Below are 19,599 nucleotides of genomic sequence, written 5' to 3'. Positions count from 1 at the left end.
GGGTGTTTTCGCCAATCGCCGTGGTATGCAATCCGATCGAAACTCTCGCTCGGGAAACCAGTCGAGATGTTGCAGCTCTGATTCAAGTTGTTGCGGCTATGATTCTAGATTCTTGCCCAACGCATTGATTTCATTTTGCTGGCTCATGTTGCTCAAATCTCCAGCTTGGCCGGAAAACCGGGCGCACGAAGATCGGTTCCGACCGCGTCTTCCAGCAGCTTGACGATCTGGGTCGACCAGGCGTCGCCGCCATAGGCAGCCTTGCCCTGCTGAAAGATTGCGTCGACCCGCGATGCGAGCTCCAGCGGAACGCCGAAATCCCTGCCCATGGCGAGCGCGAAGCCAAGGTCCTTCAATGCCAGGTCCATGGTGAAGCCGATGTCATAGGAGCCGTTCAGCACCAACTGGCTTTCGGTCTCGTGCACGAAGCTGTTGCCGGAGGAGGCCACGATGGCGTGGTAGCTCTGCGCGAGATCGAGCCCTCCCTGCTTGGCCAGCATCAGCGCCTCGCCGGCGGCGACCAGATGGATGAAGGCCAGCATGTTGGTGATGACCTTGATCACCGCCGCCGAGCCGATCGGGCCCATCAGGAACGACTTCGCGCACATGGCTTCGATGGCCGGGCAGTGGCGCTCGTAGAGGATGGCGTCGCCGCCGACCAGCGCGGTGATTTTGCCGACCGCCGCCAGATGCACGCCGCCGGTGACCGGGCATTCCAGCGTCTCGACGCCTTGGGCCGAGGCGAGGGTGGCAAGCCGTAAAATCTCGTCACGACCGTTGGTCGACATCTCGATCCAGGTGCCGCCCTTGGGCAGACCTTCCAGCAACCCGCCCGGACCAGCCAGCACCGCCTCGCTGACTTTCGGCGAGGACAGGCACGTGATGGCATTGCCGACGCGGGCAGCGGCCTCGGCCGGGCTGTTGGCGGCCGTGGCGCCGAGCGCGACGAGGCGCTCGACGGCGGTGGGATCGCGGTCGACAACGGTGACGACAAAGCCGTTGCGGATCAGACTGGCGGCAAGGTTGCCGCCGAGATGGCCAAGGCCGATGAAGGCGTAGCTTTCGCTCACGGCATCAACGGTGTCTGCATCATCTGCAGATGCAGGTCCTTGCCGGTATAGGGATGGGCATCGCAGACCGCCTCGTTGAGCTCGACGCCGAGCCCAGGCTCCTTCGATGGGATGACATTGCCGTCCTGCCATTCGATCTTCTTCTTCAAGAGCGTGGCGTGGAAACCGTCCCACTGTTTCAGCGATTCCAGGATGAGGAAATTCGGCAGCGTCACCGCGAGCTGGATGTTGGCGGCACCGACGATCGGCCCGCAATAGCAATGCGGCGCGACCTGGATGTGATAAGCCTCGGCCATGGCGGCGATCTTCTTGGTCTCCAGAATGCCGCCGGAGCGGCCGAGATCCGGCTGCAGGATGGTGGCGGCGCGGTTCTCGATGACTCGGGCGAATTCGGATTTCGTCGTCAGCCGCTCACCGGTGGCGATCGGAATCGAAGTCGCACGCGCCACCTGCGCCATCACTTCGGGCATGTCAGGCGGCACCGGCTCCTCGAACCACAAGGGATCATAGGGTTCGATGGCGCGCGCCAAGCGCAGCGCGCCCGATGCGGTGAACTGGCCGTGCGTGCCGAACAATATGTCGGCGCGGGTGCCTACCGCCTCGCGGATCGCCTTGATCATGCGGGTTGAGACATCGATGTCGATGAGGCGCGGCTGGTGGCCGTCGAAGGCGGTGTAGGGGCCGGCCGGGTCGAGCTTGACCGCGTTGAACCCCTGCTCGACATATTCGAGCGCGCAGGCCGCGGCCATCTCCGGATCGTTGTAGACGTTCCTGCCGTCCGGCGCGTCCTCGGAATGCACGCTGCCGGTGTGCGGGTAGAGGTAGGTGTAGGAGCGCAGCGTCTCGTGCACCTGGCCGCCGAGCAGCTTATAGACCGGCTTGTTGGCCTCCTTGCCGATAATATCCCAGCAGGCCATTTCGAGTGCGGAAAAACAGCCCATGCCGGAAACGTCGGGGCGCTGGGTGAAGCCGGAGGAATAGGCGCGGCGGAAGAAATTCTCGATGTCGTGCGGGTCGCGGCCGACGAGATAGCGCTCGGCCATGTCCTCGATCATCTTCGCCGTGATGTGGGCGGAGAAGGTGGCGTTGTAGGCTTCGCCATAGCCGACCACGCCGCCATCGGTGGTCAGCTTGACGAAGATGAAATACTTGCCGCCGATGCCGGGCGGCGGGTTGCCGACAACCCAGGTCTTGACATCGGTGATCTTCATGTGTGGTCCTCCAGAACCAGTTCGGCGCCCTTCCACCCGGTCATGACCGAGGCAGCGTTGGTGTTGCCGGTGATGTTGTCGGGAAAGATCGAGGCGTCGATGACGCGCAAGCCTTCGAGCCCGTGCACCTTGAGGCGCGGATCGACCACGGATCGCGAGGGGTCGGGGCCCATGCGGCAGGTCGAAACCGGGTGATAGACCGTGCCGGAGCGCTTCCTGAAATCGGTAATCAGGTCGGCGTCGGACTGGATCGACGGACCGGGCAACACCTCTTCGGCGATGATCTCGGCCATGGCGGGCATCGAGGCGATCTTGCGCACGAATTTCACCGCCGCCAACATTTCGTCGACATCGGCGTTGGTCGAGTAGGCGTTGGCGACGATTTTGGGATAATCCAGCGGATTGCTGGAGCGGATCATGATCTCGCCGCGGCTCGACGGACGGCAGTTGGACAGGCCGATGGAGAAGCCCGGCCACGGATCCGGCGTCAGGATCGGCCGCTCGCCGTTCTTCGGGATGAGCGTCGAGAAGGCCTGGAAATAGAGCTGCATGTTGGGCCGGGAAAACGCCGGGTCGGTGCGGAAGAAGCCACCGCCATGGTTCATCGACAGCGACAGCGGGCCGGAGCGGGTCAGGATGTACTGCATGCCGACCAAAAGCTTGCCCCACCAGGGGCGCAGGATCTGATTGAGCGTCGGCAGCTTGCCCTTGAAGGTGTAGTTGATGCCGACATGATCCTGCAGATTGGCGCCGACATTCTCGTTGGCATGAACGACCGGGATGCCCAACCCTTTGAGCAGCGCCGCCGGGCCGATGCCGGAGAGCTGCATCAGCTGTGGCGAGTTGATCGAGCCGGCGGACAGGATGATTTCACGGCCGGCGTGGGCCGTCTTGGTCTGGCCGTTCCGCAGATATTCGACGCCGACGGCGCGCCTGCCTTCGAACAGGATGCGGCTTGCCAGCGCATTGGTCTCCACGCGGACATTGGCGCGCTTTATCGCCGGGCGCAGGAAGGCGCGGGCGGCCGACATGCGACGGCCGTTTTTGGTCGAGATCTGGTAGATGCCGACGCCTTCCTGGGCGGCGCCGTTGAAGTCGGGATTGAACGGCAGTCCGGCCTGCTGGCCGGCGGCGAGATAGCGTTTGGTCAACGGGTGGACGGCGCTGGCTGTATCGCTGATGTGCAGCGGGCCGCCGGTGCCGCGCCATCGGTCGGCGCCGGCCTCGTTGTCCTCGAGCGCCTTGAAGGCCGGCAACAGATCGTCATAGCCCCAGCCGGGATTGCCGGCGGCGCGCCAGTCGTCGAAATCCTCGCGCGCGCCGCGGATCCAGACCATGGCGTTGATCGAACTCGAGCCGCCAAGCAGCTTTCCGCGCGGCCAGTGATCGACATTGCCGCCGAGGCCGGGATCCGGCTCGGTCTTGTAGTTCCAGTTGACGGTGGGATCGAAGAAGGTCTTGCCGTAGCCGAGCGGCATCTGCACGTAAAAGCGCCGGTCACTGCCGCCGGCCTCCAGCACCAGGACCGAGAAGCGCCCCGAGGCCGACAGTTTGTCGGCCAGGACCGAGCCGGCCGAGCCGGAGCCGACAATGATGAAATCGTAGGTCTGCATGGTGGACGTCGGTGGCTCCTGAATGTGACACCAACCTAGGCGCGGCGGGTCCGCCAAGTCGCCGGGCCTTCCGGCATCGGTTGTGAAAAAAGCGACTGGTATATCCAGCCGGGTTGCCGGGAATACCGACAATCACGCTTGATATGTATGGGGTTGACGGACTATGCGAGGGCATCGGCCACTCTGCGCAAGGCAGGAGAACCCATGCGTGTCCTGTCGGATGCTTTCATTCCCGAACTGCCGGGCTATTACAAAGGCAAGGTCCGCGAGAATTACGACCTTGCCGACGGCAGGCGCATCATCATCGCCACCGACCGTCTCAGCGCCTTCGACATCATCCTGACCTCGATCCCGTTCAAGGGAGAGATCTTGACGCAGACGGCGCGGTACTGGTTCGAGGAAACGGCCGATATCTGTCCGAACCATGTGCTGGAATATCCCGACCCGAACGTCGTCGTCGGCACAAGGCTCGACATCCTGCCGGTCGAGATCGTCGTGCGCGGCTATCTGGCCGGGACCACCAGCACCTCGATCCTGACCCGCCACCGGCGCGGCGAACGGAAGATGTACGGGATGCGCCTGCCGGACGGCCTGCGCGACAATGAGAAGCTGGCCGAGCCGATCATCACGCCGACCAGCAAGGCCGCGGATGGGGGCCATGACGAGCCGCTGTCCAGGGCCGAGATCATCGAGCAGGGTCTTCTTACGCAGGAGCAGTGGGACACAGTTTCGAGTTACGCCCTGAAGCTGTTCGCCCGCGGCCAGGCGCGCGCCGCAGAGCGCGGCCTGATCCTTGCCGACACAAAATACGAATTCGGTACCGACAAGGACGGGACGATCATTCTCGCCGACGAAATCCACACGCCCGACAGCAGCCGCTACTGGATCGCCAGGAGCTACGAACAGGCGCTGGCTGATGGCACGCGACCGGAGAGCTTCGACAAGGATTTCATTCGCTCGTGGGTGACGGCGCGCTGCGATCCCTACAAGGACCCGATCCCGAGGATTCCGGACGAGATCATCGAACAGGCCTCCAAGGTGTATGCCCAGGCTTTCGAGGCGATCACCGGCAAGGCATTCGTTCCCGACACCTCCGGGGATACGGTTCTCGACCGTATCCGCGCTAGCCTTGCACGTTATTTTTGAGAGGTGCGATCTCGGGGAACCGCGTTCCTCGGCGATTGGGAGAAACCCTCTGATACCCGAAGCCGCTGAAAATCAGGCACAATCGGGCGAATGCCAGGTTAGCCGATGGCCTTGGGGGCGAGGAAACAGCAGCCGCCGCGCGTTGACCTATTCCTGTAGCGGCGATACGGGATCGATGACCATCACTGCTTAAGGATTCTGCCCATGGTGCAGTACGCGGACGGACGGCCGATCGGAGACCTGACGCTGCGCACGTTGGCCATGCCTTCGGACGCCAATGCCGCGGGCGACATTTTCGGCGGCTGGGTGATGGCGCAGATGGACCTTGCCTGCGGCATCCGCGCCGCCGAGCGCGCCAGGGGTCGCGTGGTGACGGCGGCGGTCAAGGAGATGTCCTTCGCCAAGCCGATGAAGATCGGCGACACGCTGTGCATCTACACCCATGTCGAACGCGTCGGCCGCACCTCGATGACGCTCAAGGTCGAGGCCTGGGCGCAGCGCTATCTCTCCGACCTGATGGAAAAAGTCACGCACGCCGATTTCATCATGGTGGCGCTGGACGGCGAGGGCAAGCCGAAGGCCGTTCCAGCCGAAAGCTGATTCGATACCGCCAATCCGGACATTTGTAGCATCGCCGAGCGGAGCGATGCGCTCAGCGACATCCTGCCGTTGCCTCCACGCCCAATTGTGCGGGCGTCGGAGGAAGACAATGCGTCAACACCTATTGAACGGCTGGCTTGCGGCGGCTCTCGCCGCGCTCGCCTGCCTGCTCGGCATAACCGCTTATGCCGAAGTCAAACAGGACCTTGGGCACACCGCCTGTCTGCGTGACACGGCTGGTGTGAAGGAGCGGACAGCGATGTGCACGATCTGCAGTTCGACGCCTTGCGGGGCCATGGCGCGAAGAGCCTGACCGGCTGCCTTTGGAATGTGGTCACCGCCACGCGCGTGAGCACACCTTGAGCGCCATGGGCGAACCAGGACTTCTCGTTCAGGGAACCATGACTTCGCCTTAAAACACGAACCGCCGCTCAGTGCGAAACTCCGGCCTCCTTGCCGCGCAAGGGTTTCAGGCTTGCATCTCGTCGAATCTGGCGCGCGCCGACTGAACGCGTTGGGTGTTCTTGCGGGCCCATTCGCCGAGCGCGCCGACCGGGACCAGCAGCTCGTGGCCAAGCTCGGTCAGCTCGTAGTCGACGCGTGGCGGGATGGTCGGAAACACCTTGCGGGTGACGAAGCCGTCGCGCTCCAGGCCGCGCAAGGTGGTGGTCAGCATCTTCTGCGAGATGCCGCCTACGGCCGCGCGCAACTCGTTGAAACGCAGCGGTCCGCGGCCAAGCTTGCCGACCACGAGCACGGTCCATTTGTCGCCGACGCGCTGCAGGATCTCCGACACGGCCCGGCAGTCCTCGGTATTATGCGGGTGCCTCAGTAACAAAAACGTGCCTCCTTGCGCGCCGGTTTGTCAGTATCACATATATCGCCGGTATCCAAACGATACCAAAAATTCCCGCAAGGAGAGCCCCTTATGTCCAAGCCCAAAATCGCCATTGTCATCGGTTCGACGCGCGCCGCCCGCTTCGCCGACGTGCCGACGCAGTGGATCGCCAAGATCGCCAAGGCACATGCCGATATCGATGTCGAAATCGTCGACCTGCGCGATTTTCCGCTGCCCTTCTTCGATGAGGTCGCGTCTTCCGCCTGGGCGCCGTCGCAGAACGAAGTCGCACAGCGCTGGCAGAAGAAGGTCGCCGGATTCGACGGCTTCATCTTCACTGCCGCCGAGTACAATCACGGCCCGACGGCCGTGCTGAAGAACGCCATCGACTACGCCGCCAACGAGTGGAACAAGAAGCCGGCCGGCTTTGTCGGCTATGGCAGTGTCGGTGGCTCGCGCGCTGTCGAACAGCTTCGTCTCCACGCCGTCGAATTGCAGATGGCGCCGGTCAAGTCCGCCGTCCATATTGCATGGGGCGATTTCCTTGCCGTCCGCCAGGGCGAGAAGAAGCTCGAAGATCTCGAGCACCTGAACCAGGCCGCCGCCGCGCTGGTCAATGACGTCGCCTGGTGGGCCAAGGTGCTGAAGGCCGCTCGTGCCGCCGATGCTATCGCCGGGGAAGCGCAAGCGGCCTGATCCGCCGGATCGGATTGTCCTCCCAAGGCTACGGGGCGGTGCTTGCGCCGCCCTTTTTTGTTGGCGGGTTTCTTGCAAAGAAGTTGCGGCTTGGCCTGAAACTGCTGGAAACGCCGCGCCGCACCAACCAAACCTCTTGGCGTTGCGGCGGAGCATAGGAGGTGAACTGTCACCGGACGTGCTGAGGGCCAGCCTGCCCGGGCGGGTTTCAACTGGCGGCGAACGGACAGCTAAAGGTCGCAATCGGCTGCCCCCGTGGCGCGGGCGAGCAGCAGGGCGCGTTCCCTGTCATTGCGGGTCAATTGGGCGGCGTGGCGGAACGCGGCGCTGGCTTCCGCCTGATGGCCGAGTTTCTGCAGGAGATCGCCGCGCACCGTGGGCAGAAGATGCGAGTCTTTCAGGCGCGGCTCGTCCTTCAGCATCTCGACGATGGCAAGGCCTTGTGCGGGGCCGAACGCCATGCCGACCGCCACGGCGCGATTGATTTCAACGATGGGCGAGGGGGCCGTGAGCGCAAGCGCCTGATAGTAGGCCGATATCGCGATCCAGTCGGTGTCGGCGGCAGTCACCGCGCGGGCATGGCAGGCCGCGATCATCGCCTGCAGCAGATAGGGGCCGGGCGCTGATGTCAGGGCCATGGCGCGGTTCAGGCCGTCGAGGGCGCGCCGGATGAGCGACCAATCCCATCGGCCGCGATCCTGGTCGAGCAGCAGGATCGGGTCGCCCGCCCCGCCGGTGCGGGCCGCGAAGCGGGAGGCGTTGAACTCCATCAGCGATACCAGCCCCTGCACCTCGGGCTGATCCGGCATCAGTGCCGCCAGCGAGCGGCCGAGGCGCAGCGCTTCGCCGCACAGGCCGGCGCGCAGCCAGTCCGGTCCGGCGGTGGCCACATAGCCCTCGTTGAAGATGAGATAAACCACCTCCAGCACAGCACCGAGGCGTTCGCGCCGCTCTTGCGCACGCGGCGTCTCGAAGGGGATGACGGCATCGCGAAGGGTTCGCTTGGCGCGCACGATGCGCTGGGCGGCGGTGGCTTCGGGCACCAGGAAGGCGCGGGCGATCTCCGGCGTCGACAGTCCCCCCAGCAGCCGCAAGGCCAATGCGGCGCGCTGCTCGGTTGGCAAGACGGGATGACAAGCGGTGAAGATCAACCGCAAAAGGTCGTCGTCGATATCCTCATCGAGGGCCCCCTCGATGTCGGGAATCTCGCGCTCCAGCTCGCTGAGGTCTACGGCAAGTTCGCGATGTTTGCCGTCGATCATGGTGGTGCGGCGCAGTCGGTCGAGCGCACGGTTCCTGGCGACCTGCGTCAACCAGGCGGCCGGATTGCGCGGAATGCCGTCGCGAGGCCAGCGCTCCAGCGCCAGCAGGAAGGCGTCCTGCGCGATTTCCTCGGCCAGCCCGACATCCCTGAGAGTGCGTGCCAATCTGGCGGTGAGCTTCGGCTGCTCGATCCGCCAGACGGCTTCGATGGTTGCGTTGGGGGTCAATCCTTCAGCCTGCCGAGGCGGTCCGCCACCTTCTGGACGTCCTCGGGAAATTCGCTCATTTCAAAGACCTGGCGGATTTCGATCACGTCACTCTCCCCGGCGGGGCAGCGGCGGGCCCATTCAATGGCCTCGTCGCGCGAGCGTACATCGATCACCCAATAGCCGCCCAGAACTTCCTTGACCTCGGCGAAGGGGCCGTCGACGACCACAGGCTTGCCGCCTTTGAAGCTGACCCGCGCCCCGGAGGATGGCGGATGCAGGCCGTCGAGCGCCAGCAACACGCCGGCTTTCTTCAGCTCGTGATTGTATTTCATCATCCCTTCCACCGCCTCGGCGCCGGGCATGACATCGGGCGCGGCGTCCGCGTAGCCGCCGGGGATCATCAGCATCATAAACCGCATGGTCTTTCTCCTGGGTTGGGTTGGTTTCAATCATATGACGAACGGGCAATGGCGAAATCGACACGCGCGGCAAGAAAGTTCAGGTCGCCAGCAGTTCAGGTCCGCAGTGGTTCGGGTCCCCAGTCAGGCCACAAGCCGGCTTGGTTGGACCGCCATATCGGCGGGGTTGCCATCTGGCCCCGCCGGTCGGCCCTGATATATCCGGCTGCGATCCATCACATGAGGGGCCTCGTGAAGTCATCCAGCCTGGCAGGCGCCGTTTCTCCCATGGTCCCGGTGCTTGTCTGCGCGCTCGGCATCTTCCTTCTGTCCGGGATGGACGCGGCCATGAAGGTCCTGGTCATCGCCGTCGGCGTCTACAACACGGTGCTGTGGCGCAGCATGCTCGCGACCGTGGTTGCGGGCGCCGGCTGGTCGGCGGGGCCGCGCACGCTGCCCACGCCTTCCGTGCTCAGGCTGCACGCATTGCGTGCCGCGGTCGTCGGCTTTGTCTTGCTGTCCTTCTTCTGGGGGCTCGCCAGACTGCCGCTGGCGGAGGCGATCGGGCTCAGTTTCGTAGCGCCGCTGTTCGCCCTGCTGCTGGCCGCGCTGCTGCTGGGCGAACGAATCCAGCGTCAGGCGATCTGGGCCTCACTGGCCGGCATTGCGGGCGTCGCAATCATCGTCGTCGGCCAGTTCGGGCAGACAAGCCATGCCAGGGATGCCTTGCTCGGCACGGCGGCGGTGCTGGTGTCGACGGTGTTCTATGCCTACAATTTGATCCTTGCGCGGCAGCAGGCGCTGTTGGCCAAACCGATCGAGATCATGCTGTTCCAGAACCTTTGCGTGGCGGTCATCCTCGGTCTCGCCGCACCCTGGCTCGCCATTGCCCTGCCGCGCGAGCTCTGGCTTCCGCTGGCCGGAGTGACGGCACTGTCGCTCGCCGGCCAATTCCTGATGAGCTGGGCCTATGCGCGGGCGGAAGCGCAGTATCTGATCCCGACGGAATACTCCGCCTTCATCTGGGCGATCGCGCTTGGCTTCCTCTTCTTCGATGAGGCGGTGACCTGGACCACGCTGGCGGGAGCGGGCCTCATCGTGGCCAGTTGCCTGATCGCGGCACGTTCAAATCCCAGGCTTGCCGAGCCGATTGAAGCCGCTGTCTGAGGGCGTAAGCTTCCCGCCCCACCGCAGGATCTGGCGGCGAGAAGGGAGGCAGCGATGGGCCGGGTGGATACCCTTCATCCAAGTAGATCCTTCATCTAAGTAGATCCTTTGCAATTTCTGGTTTATACACAATTTTACTAAATAGCTGCGGTTAACCGGCGCTCTCTTCACGGATAATAAGTATATGTCTTCCGAAAGATCGATGTTATGGTCAATTGTGTAATGATTCCCGGGAACGATATCGTTCCTTTCAGCATTGATCCAATGCGGCCATCCGAAGTTCGTATCGAACGGTTCGAGCTGGGCTGGCACCGCGAGGAGGATTTATTCGATGAGCTTCTTCGTCAACGCCGTGGGTGTTCCTCTTCCCTATAGCGGCACGTCCAACCACTGGTACTCAGCGACAGGGGCCGGGCCGGACATGTATGGCAGCGCCGGAAACGATTCCTTCTGGGGAGCAGGCGGTGCCAACGTCACGATGCACGGTGGTACGGGCGATGACATCTATTACCTCTATGGGGCGGGCAACAAGGTGGCCGAGGCCGCCGGGGCAGGCATCGACACGATCAGCACATGGATGAGCTACAAGCTCCCCGACAATGTCGAGAACCTCATCGTCACAAACCCCAATAACTACGCCTTCGGAAATGGGTTGGACAACATCATCACCGCCACGGCCGGGCACCAGACGCTGGACGGCGGCCGGGGAAATGACGTTCTGATCGACGGCGGCGGCGGCTACGACACCTTCATCATCTCGAAAGGCAACGGAAGCGACCTGATCGCCAATTTTGCCGCCAGCGACACCGTCCGCCTCAATGGCTATGGCTTCACGTCTTTCGACGCCATCCACTCGAACATGGTCCAGGCGGGATCGAACGTGCTGTTGAACCTCGGATCCGGCGAGATCCTCGAGTTCAAGGATACGACCGTCGACAAGCTGAATTCCAACCAGTTCCAGTTACCGATCGACATGTCCGGAATGAAGCTGTCCTTCAGCGACGATTTCAACACGCTCAATCTTCACAATGCCCAGGGTGGCACATGGGATACCAATTTCTCATGGGGGGCGCCGAACGGCAGCACATTGACCAGCAATGGCGAGCTGCAATGGTACATCGACGCCAATTACGGGCCGACGAGCTCCGTCCACCCGTTCAGCGTGAACAACGGCGTGCTGACCATCACCGCCGCGCAGGCGCCGGCCGACATCAAGCCGCTGATCAATAATTACGAATACACGTCAGGCATCCTCAACACACACAGCACTTTCTCGCAGACCTATGGCTATTTCGAAATACGCGCCGACCTGCCCGAGAACGCCGGCGCCTGGCCGGCCTTCTGGCTGCTGCCGGCAGACGGCTCGTGGCCGCCGGAACTGGATGTGATCGAAACGCGCGGACAGGACCCGAACTCGTTGATCATGACGGCGCACTCGAATGAAACGGGAACGCACACCAAGGTGACATTGACGGTGAATACCATGGATACCGCCGGCTTCCACACCTATGGTGTGCTGTGGACGCCGGACAAGCTCGTCTGGACCTATGACGGTGTCCAGGTCGCGGAAACGGCGACGCCATCCGATATGCACAAGCCAATGTACATGCTGGCCGATCTCGCGGTCGGCGGCATTGCCGGCGCGCCTCCCGATCATCTGGCGACGCCTGCCGAGATGAAGATCGACTACATCCGCGCCTATACGCTGGACAACGCGCCGGCGAGCGCTCTGCACCTCACCAGCAGCACCGCCACGCACAGCATCGCCAGCGGCACGCAGCACGGCGGTTCCGAATTCGGGGGCCACGTGTAAGGTCTCGGGATCATGCAGCGGCGGGAAATGCGGAAATGACTGGACCCTCCGGCCTGCGGCCGGTCTTCATGCGCGCCATCGCCGATGTCGGCGTCTTCTCGCTGCTGATCAACATCCTGCTGTTGGTGATCCCGCTCTATCTGCTGCAGGTCTATGATCGCGTGCTGCCGTCCTCCAGCGTCGAGACGCTTGTCTATCTTTCGGCCATCGCGGTTCTCGCGCTCGTCTTCCTCGGGCTGTTGGACGCGATCCGCGCCGTTTACACGCAGCGCGTCGCGGCGACCGTCGACCGCAAGCTGGGTGCGAGTACCTTCGCCGTTTCGCTCGGCGCAAGATATGCCGGCGGCCTGTCGCCGCTGCGCGACCTCGCCTCGGTCTGCGCCTTCATCAGGTCGCGCGGCGTGGCGGTGTTGTTCGACCTGCCCTTCGCCCCTGTCTTCCTCGCCTTGCTCTATCTCATCCATCCGGTGCTGTTCTGGGTGACGGTCGCCGGCGCGGTGCTTCTGCTTTTCCTGGTCGTGGCCAACCAGCTTGCCATCGGCAGGAACGATGCCTTGTCCACGGAGCGTTCGGCCTTGGCCAGCCAGGCGGAACAGGCCTTTGCCCGCAATGCGGAAACGCTGCGCGCCATGGGTATGGTGGAGAACGCCGCGCGGGTCTGGGGCCGGCACGTAGGGGCGGCGCTCACCTTCCATGACCGTTCCTCGAGCGCCAATGCGATCTTCAGCGGCGCCTCGCGGGCGTTGCGCATGATGCTGCAACTGGCGATCCTCGGCGCCGGCGCATGGTTGGTGCTTCAGGGGCAGATGACGGCCGGCATGATCTTCGCCTCTTCGCTGGTGTCGTCGCGCGCGCTGCAGCCGCTCGACCAGCTGATCGGCGCCTGGCGGCAGATCGCCGACGCCCGGCGGGCGTGGGCACGGCTGGAAAAGGCGCTTGCGGCACGTCCGGCCGGGTCGCGAAAACTGATCCTGCCCGATCCGGCAGGCGCGATTTCCGCGCAGGACGTTTTCTTCATGGCGCCGAATGCCCGACCCGGCACGGAGCCCCTCCTCAAGCGGCTGACCTTTGCGATCGGCGCCGGCGAAGCGTTGGCCATCGTCGGTCCGAGCGGCGCCGGCAAATCGACGCTGGCGCGGTTGCTCGTGGGTGCCGCCCAACCGACCGGCGGCTCAATCAGGATCGACGGCGCCGACCTCGGGACCTGGGACGAAAGCCAGCTCGGAAAGCATATCGGCTACCTCTCGCAGGAGGTCGAGCTCTTTCCAGGATCGATCGCGCAAAACGTCGCCCGCTTTGACCCGGAGGCGGACGACGGAGCGATCGTCGAGGCGGCAAAGCGCGCCCAGGTGCATGAGTTGATCTTGGCGCAGCGCGATGGCTACCAGACCATGATCGGCCCGTCGGACAGGGCGCTGTCGGGCGGCGAGCGCCAGCGAATAGGGCTGGCGCGCGCCTTCTACGGCAATCCGCGGTTCCTGGTGCTCGACGAGCCCAGCTCCCATCTCGACGGTAACGGTGAGGCCGCGCTCGAGGCGGTGCTTTCGGCCGCGCGGACGGCGGGCGTCACGGTCGTCGCGATCACCCATCAGCCTTCGATCGCCGCTGCTTGCGACCGCGTGATGCTTTTGCGCGGCGGCATGATCGAAGCCTTCGGTCCAAGCGGCGAGGTGCTGCGGCGGTCGGTCACCGGCAAGGCGGTCCAGCAGAGCACGGTGGTGACCGGGTCGTTCGCCCCGACGATCCGCGCGGGTGGCAGTTTCGGATCCTGAGATGACGACACGGAGCCTCGCCCGGGACAGTCAGCCCCGCACCGACATAAGACGCGTGGCCCTTACCGGCTATGCCGCCATAGCGCTGCTGGCGGGCGGCTTCGGCTACTGGGCCGTCAGCGCCCCCTTGTCGGGAGCGGTGATCACGCAAGGCACGATCTCGGCAACCGGCGGAAACATCCAGATCCAGCATCGCGAGGGCGGTATCGTCCAGGCGTTGCTGGTCCATGAAGGCGATCGCGTGCAACTGGCCCAGGATCTGATCGTGCTGGACCCAACGGCCGCGCAGGCCGAACTCAACCGGCTGACAAGACAGGCGATCGCGCTCAGGGCGAGTGCGGCGCGGCTGGAGGCGGAACGCGACGGGTTGGACAGGCTGGCGCCAATCACCGAAGCGGCGCCGGCACCTTTCCAGCCCGATTTCGAGATCCTGATTCGAGAACAGCAAAAGGAATTCGACGCCAGGCTCGCCCGGTTCCGGTCGGAAAAATCGATCCTGGCACAACGGGTCGCCATGCACCGGCAGTCGGTGGTGGGGTTACAGGCCCAGAAACAGGCCGTCCAGCAACAAGCCGAAGTCGTAAAGAAAGAACTCGGCATCAAGACCGGCTTGCTGGACAGGGGCCTCACCAATCGTACCGAATACTCCCAGCTTTTGCGCAGCGAAGCCGATCTCGTTGGGCAAGCCGGAGCGCTGGAGGCCAATCTCGCGACGGCCAACACCCAGATCGTCGAAGGCCAGGAGCAGACCGAGCGCCTGACCACGCAACGCGTCGAGGAGGCGCTGACGAAACTGGACGACGTTCGCTTCAATCTGGCCGATGTCGACGAACAGATCAGGGCGGCGGAGGCGGTGCTGCGGCGCACGACGATCAAGGCGCCGGTAGCGGGCATCGTGGTGTCGTCGACCTACAATTCCAAGGGCAGCGTGATTGCCCCGGGCGAAAAGATCATGGAGATCCTGCCCACTGCGTCGGGCCTGGTCGTCGATGCGAAGCTGCGGCCGAAGGACATCGATCAGGTCCGTGTCGGCCAGCCGGCGAAACTGCGATTGTCCGCGTTGAACTTGCGGTTCACGCCAGAGGTTTCAGCCACCGTGACGCAGATTTCGGCGGATCGGCTCATCGAGCAGACCACGCGTGAACCCTATTTCCGCGCCAAACTGACGATTGCCGCCGACCTGCCGCCCGGCGTGAGGCGCGATCAACTTTATCCCGGGACGCCGGTCGAGGCGTTCATCAGCACCGGCGATCGGACTTTTTTCGAGTATCTCGCGCGGCCGATGCTCGATTCATTCGCGCGCGCTTTCGCGGAGCAGTAGATCCCCTTGGACATTTGAACGGTCAGCGTGCCATCTCGCGGTGGCCGCTGGGCATGCGGGTGGCGATCAGCTTGTCGATGCGGCGGCCGTCGAGGTCGACCACCTCGAAGCGCCAGCCCTGCGCGTCGACGCATTCGCCGGTCGCCGGCAGATGGTGCATGTGCGACAGCACATAGCCGGCGACAGTCTCGTAATCGCGGTTCTCCGGCAGGTCGATGCCCAGCACCTCGGCCATCTCGTCGGCCTGCATGTAGCCGGCGAGTAGCCATGAGCCGTCATCGCGCTGGACGGCGTTTTCTTCCTCGCCGGCCTCGAGGTCCGAGCGGAAGACGCCGGTGATGGCTTCCAGAATGTCGGCGGGGGTGACAATGCCTTCGAAGTGACCGTATTCGTCATGCACCAGCGCCATCGGCACGTCGCTCTCCTTCAGCTTCTGCAGCACGTCCAGCGCATCGGCCTGGTCGTGCACGATGGGTGCCGCGCGCACATATTTGCGCGGGTCGAGCGCGCGGCCGCCGAGCAGTGCGGCCAGCACGTCGCGTGTCTGGATGACGCCGATCATGGCGTCGACCCCGCCGTCGCCCGCGGGCAGGCGCGAATGCTGGGTGTCCATCAGAAGCTTGCGGATCGTGGCTTCGTCGGACTGCAGGTTGATCCAGTCGACATCGGTGCGCGGCGACATGACGGCGCGCACGGCGCGGTCGCCAAGCCGCATGACGCCGGCGATCATGCGCCGCTCGTCGGATTCGATGGTGCCGTGATGCTCGGCCTCGGCGACCAGCATCTTGATCTCCTCGTCGGTGACCTTTTCCTCGCTTTCGCCGTGATGGCCGAGCAGCCAGAGCACGGAACGGCCCGAAATATCGAGCAGGAAGACCAGAGGGGCCGAGACGGAGGCAAGGATGGTCATTGCCGGGGCCGCGCGGGCCGCGACCCGCTCGGGATCGCGCAACGCAATCTGCTTGGGCACCAGTTCGCCGATGATCAGCGAGGCATAGGTGATGATGGCCACGACGATGCCGACGCCGAGCGGATCGGCGATGTTCTCGCGGATGCCTGTCGAAGCCAGATATTGCGCCAGCCTCTGGCCAAGCGTGGCCCCGGAAAAGGCGCCCGATAGCACGCCGACCAGCGTGATGCCGATCTGCACGGAGGACAGGAATTTGCCCGGATTGGAACCAAGCGCCAAAGCGCGGCCGGCGCCTTTGACGTTGCGGTCGATCATCGCCTTCAGGCGAGCCGGCCGCGACGAGACGATGGCGAGTTCGGACATCGACAGAAGGCCGTTCACGCAGATGAGGACGACCACGGTGGCGATTTCAACGTATAGCATGAGGGCTCAATAGCATTGCCGCACGGCTTTCGAAAATAGTCGGCGACCATTTTAGAAAGATGACGGCGGATGCAGGGCGATCAGACGGCGTCCCAGGGTGGCGATGAGAAATGCGCGACCAGCGCGTCGACGACGACCCGCACCTTGGGCGTCAAGGCCCGTGTCACCGGCCAGATGGCATGGACGGAAATGTTTTCGACCAGCGTGTCCACAAGCACCATTTCGAGCGTGCCGCTCCTGAGGCTGTCTGCCACCAGCCAGGTCGGCAGGAAGGTGATGCCGCAACCGGCAAGGACCGCGCCGAGCATCGACTCGCCATTGTCGAGCACCAGCCTTGCCCGCGGCGTGAACTTCACGACATGGCCATCGGCCTGCCTGATGCTCCAGGCGTGGGCGACGCTTCACTTGTCGGGCTTAGGTGCGCGACCGATTTGCCGACCGCCGATTTCGTTACACGCAGCCGCTCTCCGGCGCCGGTGAAGCTTCCTGCTCGATCCGAGCGGTATCAGTTGCCTGACAGTCCCTGGAAATCAATGGCCAGGGATGAGCAGACGGTTTATCGTCAGCCATCATTTTTCGTGGGGGCGGGAATGAAGCGGAAGCCGACGGGCCTGAGAACGATGGCGTTGACCGCGGATCTTGTCGCCCGGGTCGAGCGCGTCGAACTGGATCCCGGGCCTGAGCCTGGAACGGCCGAGCACACCAACGCGGAGTTCGATGAGTTGGTCGCTCGACTGCTTGCCGAATATCGGCCCGAAATGCTGTGGGTCTTCGCCTATGGTTCGTTGATCTGGAATCCCGAATTCGTTCCTGTCGAGCAGCGCCCGGCGACGGCGCCTGGATGGCACCGTTCGTTCTGCCTGAAGCTGACGCGTTGGCGGGGGACGCGCGAATTGCCTGCCCTGATGCTTGCGCTGGACCGCGGCGGCAGCTGCAACGGGATCGTCTACCGGCTGCCCGATGAAGATCATTTCGGGCAGCTCGGTCAGCTGATGCGCCGGGAAATCGATGCCAACCCACCAACCAACGTACCTTGCTGGATCAAGGTCAAGACCAAGCAGGGTCCGCTACGCGCTCTGGCTTTCGTCGCCGCGCCGGGTGGCAAGGCCTATGCCGGAGGGTTGCCGTTGGAGCAGGTTGCGGACACGCTGGCGCGAGCCGCCGGACACTGGGGGTCGTCGGCGCAGTATCTGTTCCGGACCGTCAGCAAGCTGGAAGAAAGCGGTATTCGCGATAAGAATCTCTGGCGCATCCAGGATCTCGTGGCTCGGCAAATTATCGCGTCCACCGGTGACGCATGATCTTTTCCTACCGGCAGGCGCGATAACCGTTCTTGCGGTTCTTGATGTCGAAGTGGAAATGGTTGCGGTGATCGTAATTGTAGCCGGGGCCGAGCACAGTGGTGAAATACTGGCAGCCGTCGGCGCGCACATTGTTGAGGAAGCCCCGGGTGCGGAAGGCGAACAGCCCGGGCTTGCGCACGTCGATGTCGTCGCCATTGTTGAGTTCGATGCTCATGACGTCGAGTGCGTTGCCCTTGCCGTGCTCCGACAGCACGCCTTCACCGGCAATGTTGCGGCAGGAATAGCTGGAGCCCTGGTGGATGGTCCTGACGCCGGAGAAGTAGCGCCAGCGGGCGGAGGGAACGAGTTCGTTCTTCGTCCAGGCGGCGAAGGTGGCGGCCATGTCGCAGGTCAGCGTCGCCGCGGGTTTCATCTGGATGCCGCCGATGGCCGAGACCTTGACCGGATAGTCGATGCCGCACTGGCCCTCGTGGATCGGCGCCAGATCGGTATAGGCGACATCGAGGCGCTTCAGCTGCTGGCGGCAATCGGCTTCGCTGGCTGGAATCTGCTCGACCGGCGACATCGGCTCATCCATGCGTGGATAGGCGGCCTGCGTCATATAGGGATTGGACGGAACAAGCTTCTGCATGCCCGTATATTGCGGCACGGCCGCGGTCTGCGAGCCGACATCGACGGCAGGCTGCAACGACAGCACGCTGCCGGTGTTGCAGGCCGAAACCGCGGCAAGTGCAAGGCTGGCGGCCAGCAACGCAGCGGGTTTCAATTGGCGTGCGGCGGCGAGGAAAACGGCGCGAAATGTGCCGGCCATTGGCGGAAATCCTATTCTGGATATCCGGCATTTTAACGATCAAGGGTAAAGGAAAACTCAGCGCCCGTGTTCATGCCTACGGCTGAATTGCGGCGGAGGTTCCGCTCACTGGCAAAACGTACCGCCATGCCGGCGCGGCTCCAGATCGAAATGAAAATGCAGCGCGTGGTCGGCGTCGGCGCCGGGGCCGAGTACGGTCTTGAACGGGCCGCAGGCGGCCTTGCGCACTGCGTCGAGGAACTTGCCGTCCTTCTCGGGCGGTGCCGGGCCAACCTCGATCGTCTTGCCGTCGGAAAGCGTAAAGCTGGCAATGTCGAGCGCGTTGCCGAAAGCATGTTCCGACAGTTTGCGCGTGCCGTTGCGCGGCCGGCAGATGAAGGCCGATGCCTGGCCGATCGATTTCAGGTCGGCGCCGAACTCGGCTTTCGCCGCCGGCTGGATGACGTCGGCGGCAAAACGCGCCGCTGCCTCGGCCATCGGGCAGTTGAGTTCGGTGCCGGGGGCAATCGCAATCGACTTGCCGAGCGTCTTCAGCACGATCGGGTAAGGGATCGAGCAGCCGATTTCGGGGTTGCTCTCGGCTTTGTGCTCCTCGAATTCGACGCCGAGCGTCTTCAGGCGCTCGCGGCAGGCGACTTCCTCCGCCGGCATCTTGTCGGCGGGAAGATCGGCCGAGCGTGGATCGGGCAGCATCTTCTCCTCGTCGGCCGCATCGGCCGGCTTTGGCGTCGGCTGAGGGGCGACGGCCGGCGGCTGAGGCTCGGGCGTCGTGGTGCCCGGCTTTGGCGTCGGTATTGGCACCACGGCTGGCGGCTCCGGCTCGCTTTCCGTTTCGGCTGGTGGTTCGGGCGGTGTCTGGCTTTTCCGATGGGCCTCTTCGTCCTTGAGCAGATCGGGGTCCTTGAGCAGATCGGGGTCCTTGAGCAGATCGGGGTTCTTGAGCAGATCGGGCGCTCCGCCGTTCTTTGGACCTCCAGCGTTCCGGTCTTGCGTCTTTGGAGTGTCCGCAGGACGTGGCTCGGGCACCGGAACAT

The 19,599-nt window shown here is 63.9% G+C and carries 19 protein-coding genes; 9 read left to right on the top strand and 10 right to left on the bottom strand.

Annotated features, from left to right (window positions below):
• Positions 1 to 152 precede the first annotated feature (152 nt).
• The 3 genes from FJ434_RS21215 to FJ434_RS21205 are packed head-to-tail and all read right to left on the bottom strand — an operon-like array spanning position 153 to position 3,894.
• Positions 153 to 1,070, bottom strand: coding sequence for an NAD(P)-dependent oxidoreductase (locus FJ434_RS21215; RefSeq protein ID WP_140751127.1), 918 nt, complete (start codon positions 1,068 to 1,070; stop codon positions 153 to 155).
• On the bottom strand, positions 1,067 to 2,281 hold the full coding sequence (locus FJ434_RS21210; RefSeq protein ID WP_140751130.1) for a mandelate racemase/muconate lactonizing enzyme family protein: 1,215 nt from the start codon (positions 2,279 to 2,281) through the stop codon (positions 1,067 to 1,069). Before FJ434_RS21210 ends, FJ434_RS21215 begins: the two co-directional genes overlap by 4 nt.
• Positions 2,278 to 3,894 carry a GMC family oxidoreductase N-terminal domain-containing protein gene (locus tag FJ434_RS21205; protein ID WP_140751133.1) on the bottom strand — a complete coding sequence of 539 codons (1,617 nt, stop codon included), beginning with the start codon at positions 3,892 to 3,894 and terminating at the stop codon, positions 2,278 to 2,280. The genes FJ434_RS21210 and FJ434_RS21205 overlap by 4 nt, the downstream gene beginning before the upstream one ends.
• Positions 3,895 to 4,098: 204 nt before the next feature.
• Between FJ434_RS21205 and FJ434_RS21200 the strand changes: the two genes are divergently transcribed.
• The 3 genes from FJ434_RS21200 to FJ434_RS21190 all read left to right on the top strand — a co-directional run bounded on the left by FJ434_RS21200 (position 4,099) and on the right by FJ434_RS21190 (position 5,953).
• Entirely contained in the window at positions 4,099 to 5,040 is a 942-nt protein-coding gene (locus FJ434_RS21200) for a phosphoribosylaminoimidazolesuccinocarboxamide synthase (RefSeq protein ID WP_140751135.1), read from the top strand.
• Between the two features lie 204 nt (positions 5,041 to 5,244).
• Complete coding sequence (locus tag FJ434_RS21195; protein WP_027143305.1) at positions 5,245 to 5,640, top strand: acyl-CoA thioesterase; 396 nt, start codon at positions 5,245 to 5,247, stop codon at positions 5,638 to 5,640.
• Between the two features lie 109 nt (positions 5,641 to 5,749).
• Positions 5,750 to 5,953 carry a hypothetical protein gene (locus FJ434_RS21190; protein ID WP_140751137.1) on the top strand — a complete coding sequence of 68 codons (204 nt, stop codon included), beginning with the start codon at positions 5,750 to 5,752 and terminating at the stop codon, positions 5,951 to 5,953.
• A 156-nt stretch (positions 5,954 to 6,109) separates the two neighbouring features.
• Here the strand turns inward: FJ434_RS21190 and FJ434_RS21185 are convergent, their stop codons facing one another.
• Entirely contained in the window at positions 6,110 to 6,478 is a 369-nt protein-coding gene (locus tag FJ434_RS21185) for a helix-turn-helix domain-containing protein (protein ID WP_140751139.1), read from the bottom strand.
• 90 nt (positions 6,479 to 6,568) lie between these two features.
• Between FJ434_RS21185 and FJ434_RS21180 the strand changes: the two genes are divergently transcribed.
• Positions 6,569 to 7,174 carry an NADPH-dependent FMN reductase gene (locus tag FJ434_RS21180; protein WP_140712396.1) on the top strand — a complete coding sequence of 202 codons (606 nt, stop codon included), beginning with the start codon at positions 6,569 to 6,571 and terminating at the stop codon, positions 7,172 to 7,174.
• A gap of 230 nt (positions 7,175 to 7,404) precedes the next feature.
• Here FJ434_RS21180 and FJ434_RS21175 read toward each other — a convergent pair whose 3' ends face one another.
• Together FJ434_RS21175 and FJ434_RS21170 are read right to left on the bottom strand one after the other, a co-directional pair.
• Positions 7,405 to 8,664, bottom strand: a complete 1,260-nt coding sequence (locus FJ434_RS21175) for an RNA polymerase sigma factor (protein ID WP_140751141.1) — start codon at positions 8,662 to 8,664, stop codon at positions 7,405 to 7,407.
• On the bottom strand, positions 8,661 to 9,065 hold the full coding sequence (locus FJ434_RS21170; protein WP_027143300.1) for a YciI family protein: 405 nt from the start codon (positions 9,063 to 9,065) through the stop codon (positions 8,661 to 8,663). Before FJ434_RS21170 ends, FJ434_RS21175 begins: the two co-directional genes overlap by 4 nt.
• A 219-nt stretch (positions 9,066 to 9,284) precedes the next feature.
• Here FJ434_RS21170 and FJ434_RS21165 point away from each other — a divergent pair, with 219 nt between their 5' ends.
• The 4 genes from FJ434_RS21165 to FJ434_RS21150 all read left to right on the top strand — a co-directional run bounded on the left by FJ434_RS21165 (position 9,285) and on the right by FJ434_RS21150 (position 15,117).
• Positions 9,285 to 10,211, top strand: coding sequence for a DMT family transporter (locus tag FJ434_RS21165; RefSeq protein WP_140505005.1), 927 nt, complete (start codon positions 9,285 to 9,287; stop codon positions 10,209 to 10,211).
• A gap of 331 nt (positions 10,212 to 10,542) precedes the next feature.
• The gene (locus FJ434_RS21160) at positions 10,543 to 12,024 is read left to right on the top strand and encodes a family 16 glycosylhydrolase (protein ID WP_140751143.1); all 1,482 of its coding nucleotides are present in this window, start codon (positions 10,543 to 10,545) and stop codon (positions 12,022 to 12,024) included.
• Positions 12,025 to 12,059: 35 nt separating this feature from the next.
• Complete coding sequence (locus tag FJ434_RS21155; protein ID WP_140751145.1) at positions 12,060 to 13,796, top strand: type I secretion system permease/ATPase; 1,737 nt, start codon at positions 12,060 to 12,062, stop codon at positions 13,794 to 13,796.
• 1 nt (position 13,797) lies between these two features.
• Positions 13,798 to 15,117: an HlyD family type I secretion periplasmic adaptor subunit gene (locus FJ434_RS21150; protein ID WP_140751147.1), complete on the top strand. Its 1,320-nt coding sequence runs from the start codon at positions 13,798 to 13,800 to the stop codon at positions 15,115 to 15,117.
• 22 nt (positions 15,118 to 15,139) lie between these two features.
• Here the strand turns inward: FJ434_RS21150 and FJ434_RS21145 are convergent, their stop codons facing one another.
• Positions 15,140 to 16,450 carry a hemolysin family protein gene (locus tag FJ434_RS21145; RefSeq protein ID WP_140751149.1) on the bottom strand — a complete coding sequence of 437 codons (1,311 nt, stop codon included), beginning with the start codon at positions 16,448 to 16,450 and terminating at the stop codon, positions 15,140 to 15,142.
• An 80-nt stretch (positions 16,451 to 16,530) separates the two neighbouring features.
• On the bottom strand, positions 16,531 to 16,806 hold the full coding sequence (locus tag FJ434_RS21140) for a LysR substrate-binding domain-containing protein (RefSeq protein ID WP_246678359.1): 276 nt from the start codon (positions 16,804 to 16,806) through the stop codon (positions 16,531 to 16,533).
• Between the two features lie 234 nt (positions 16,807 to 17,040).
• On the opposite strand from FJ434_RS21140, the gene FJ434_RS21135 reads away from it, so the two are divergent.
• Entirely contained in the window at positions 17,041 to 17,751 is a 711-nt protein-coding gene (locus FJ434_RS21135; protein ID WP_140751183.1) for a gamma-glutamylcyclotransferase, read from the top strand.
• 7 nt (positions 17,752 to 17,758) lie between these two features.
• On the opposite strand, the gene FJ434_RS21130 is transcribed toward FJ434_RS21135, so the two are convergent.
• Together FJ434_RS21130 and FJ434_RS21125 are read right to left on the bottom strand one after the other, a co-directional pair.
• Positions 17,759 to 18,565 carry an extensin family protein gene (locus tag FJ434_RS21130; protein WP_140505013.1) on the bottom strand — a complete coding sequence of 269 codons (807 nt, stop codon included), beginning with the start codon at positions 18,563 to 18,565 and terminating at the stop codon, positions 17,759 to 17,761.
• A gap of 105 nt (positions 18,566 to 18,670) precedes the next feature.
• Positions 18,671 to 19,591, bottom strand: coding sequence for an extensin family protein (locus FJ434_RS21125; protein WP_246678360.1), 921 nt, complete (start codon positions 19,589 to 19,591; stop codon positions 18,671 to 18,673).
• Between the last annotated feature and the right edge of the window lie 8 nt (positions 19,592 to 19,599).

Origin of the sequence: Mesorhizobium sp. B2-5-13, from assembly GCF_006440535.1 — a bacterium.
Classification (GTDB): Bacteria; Pseudomonadota; Alphaproteobacteria; order Rhizobiales; family Rhizobiaceae; genus Mesorhizobium; species Mesorhizobium salmacidum.
Note: the sequence above shows the minus strand (reverse complement) of the source record. Positions and strands in the feature narration are given on the sequence as shown.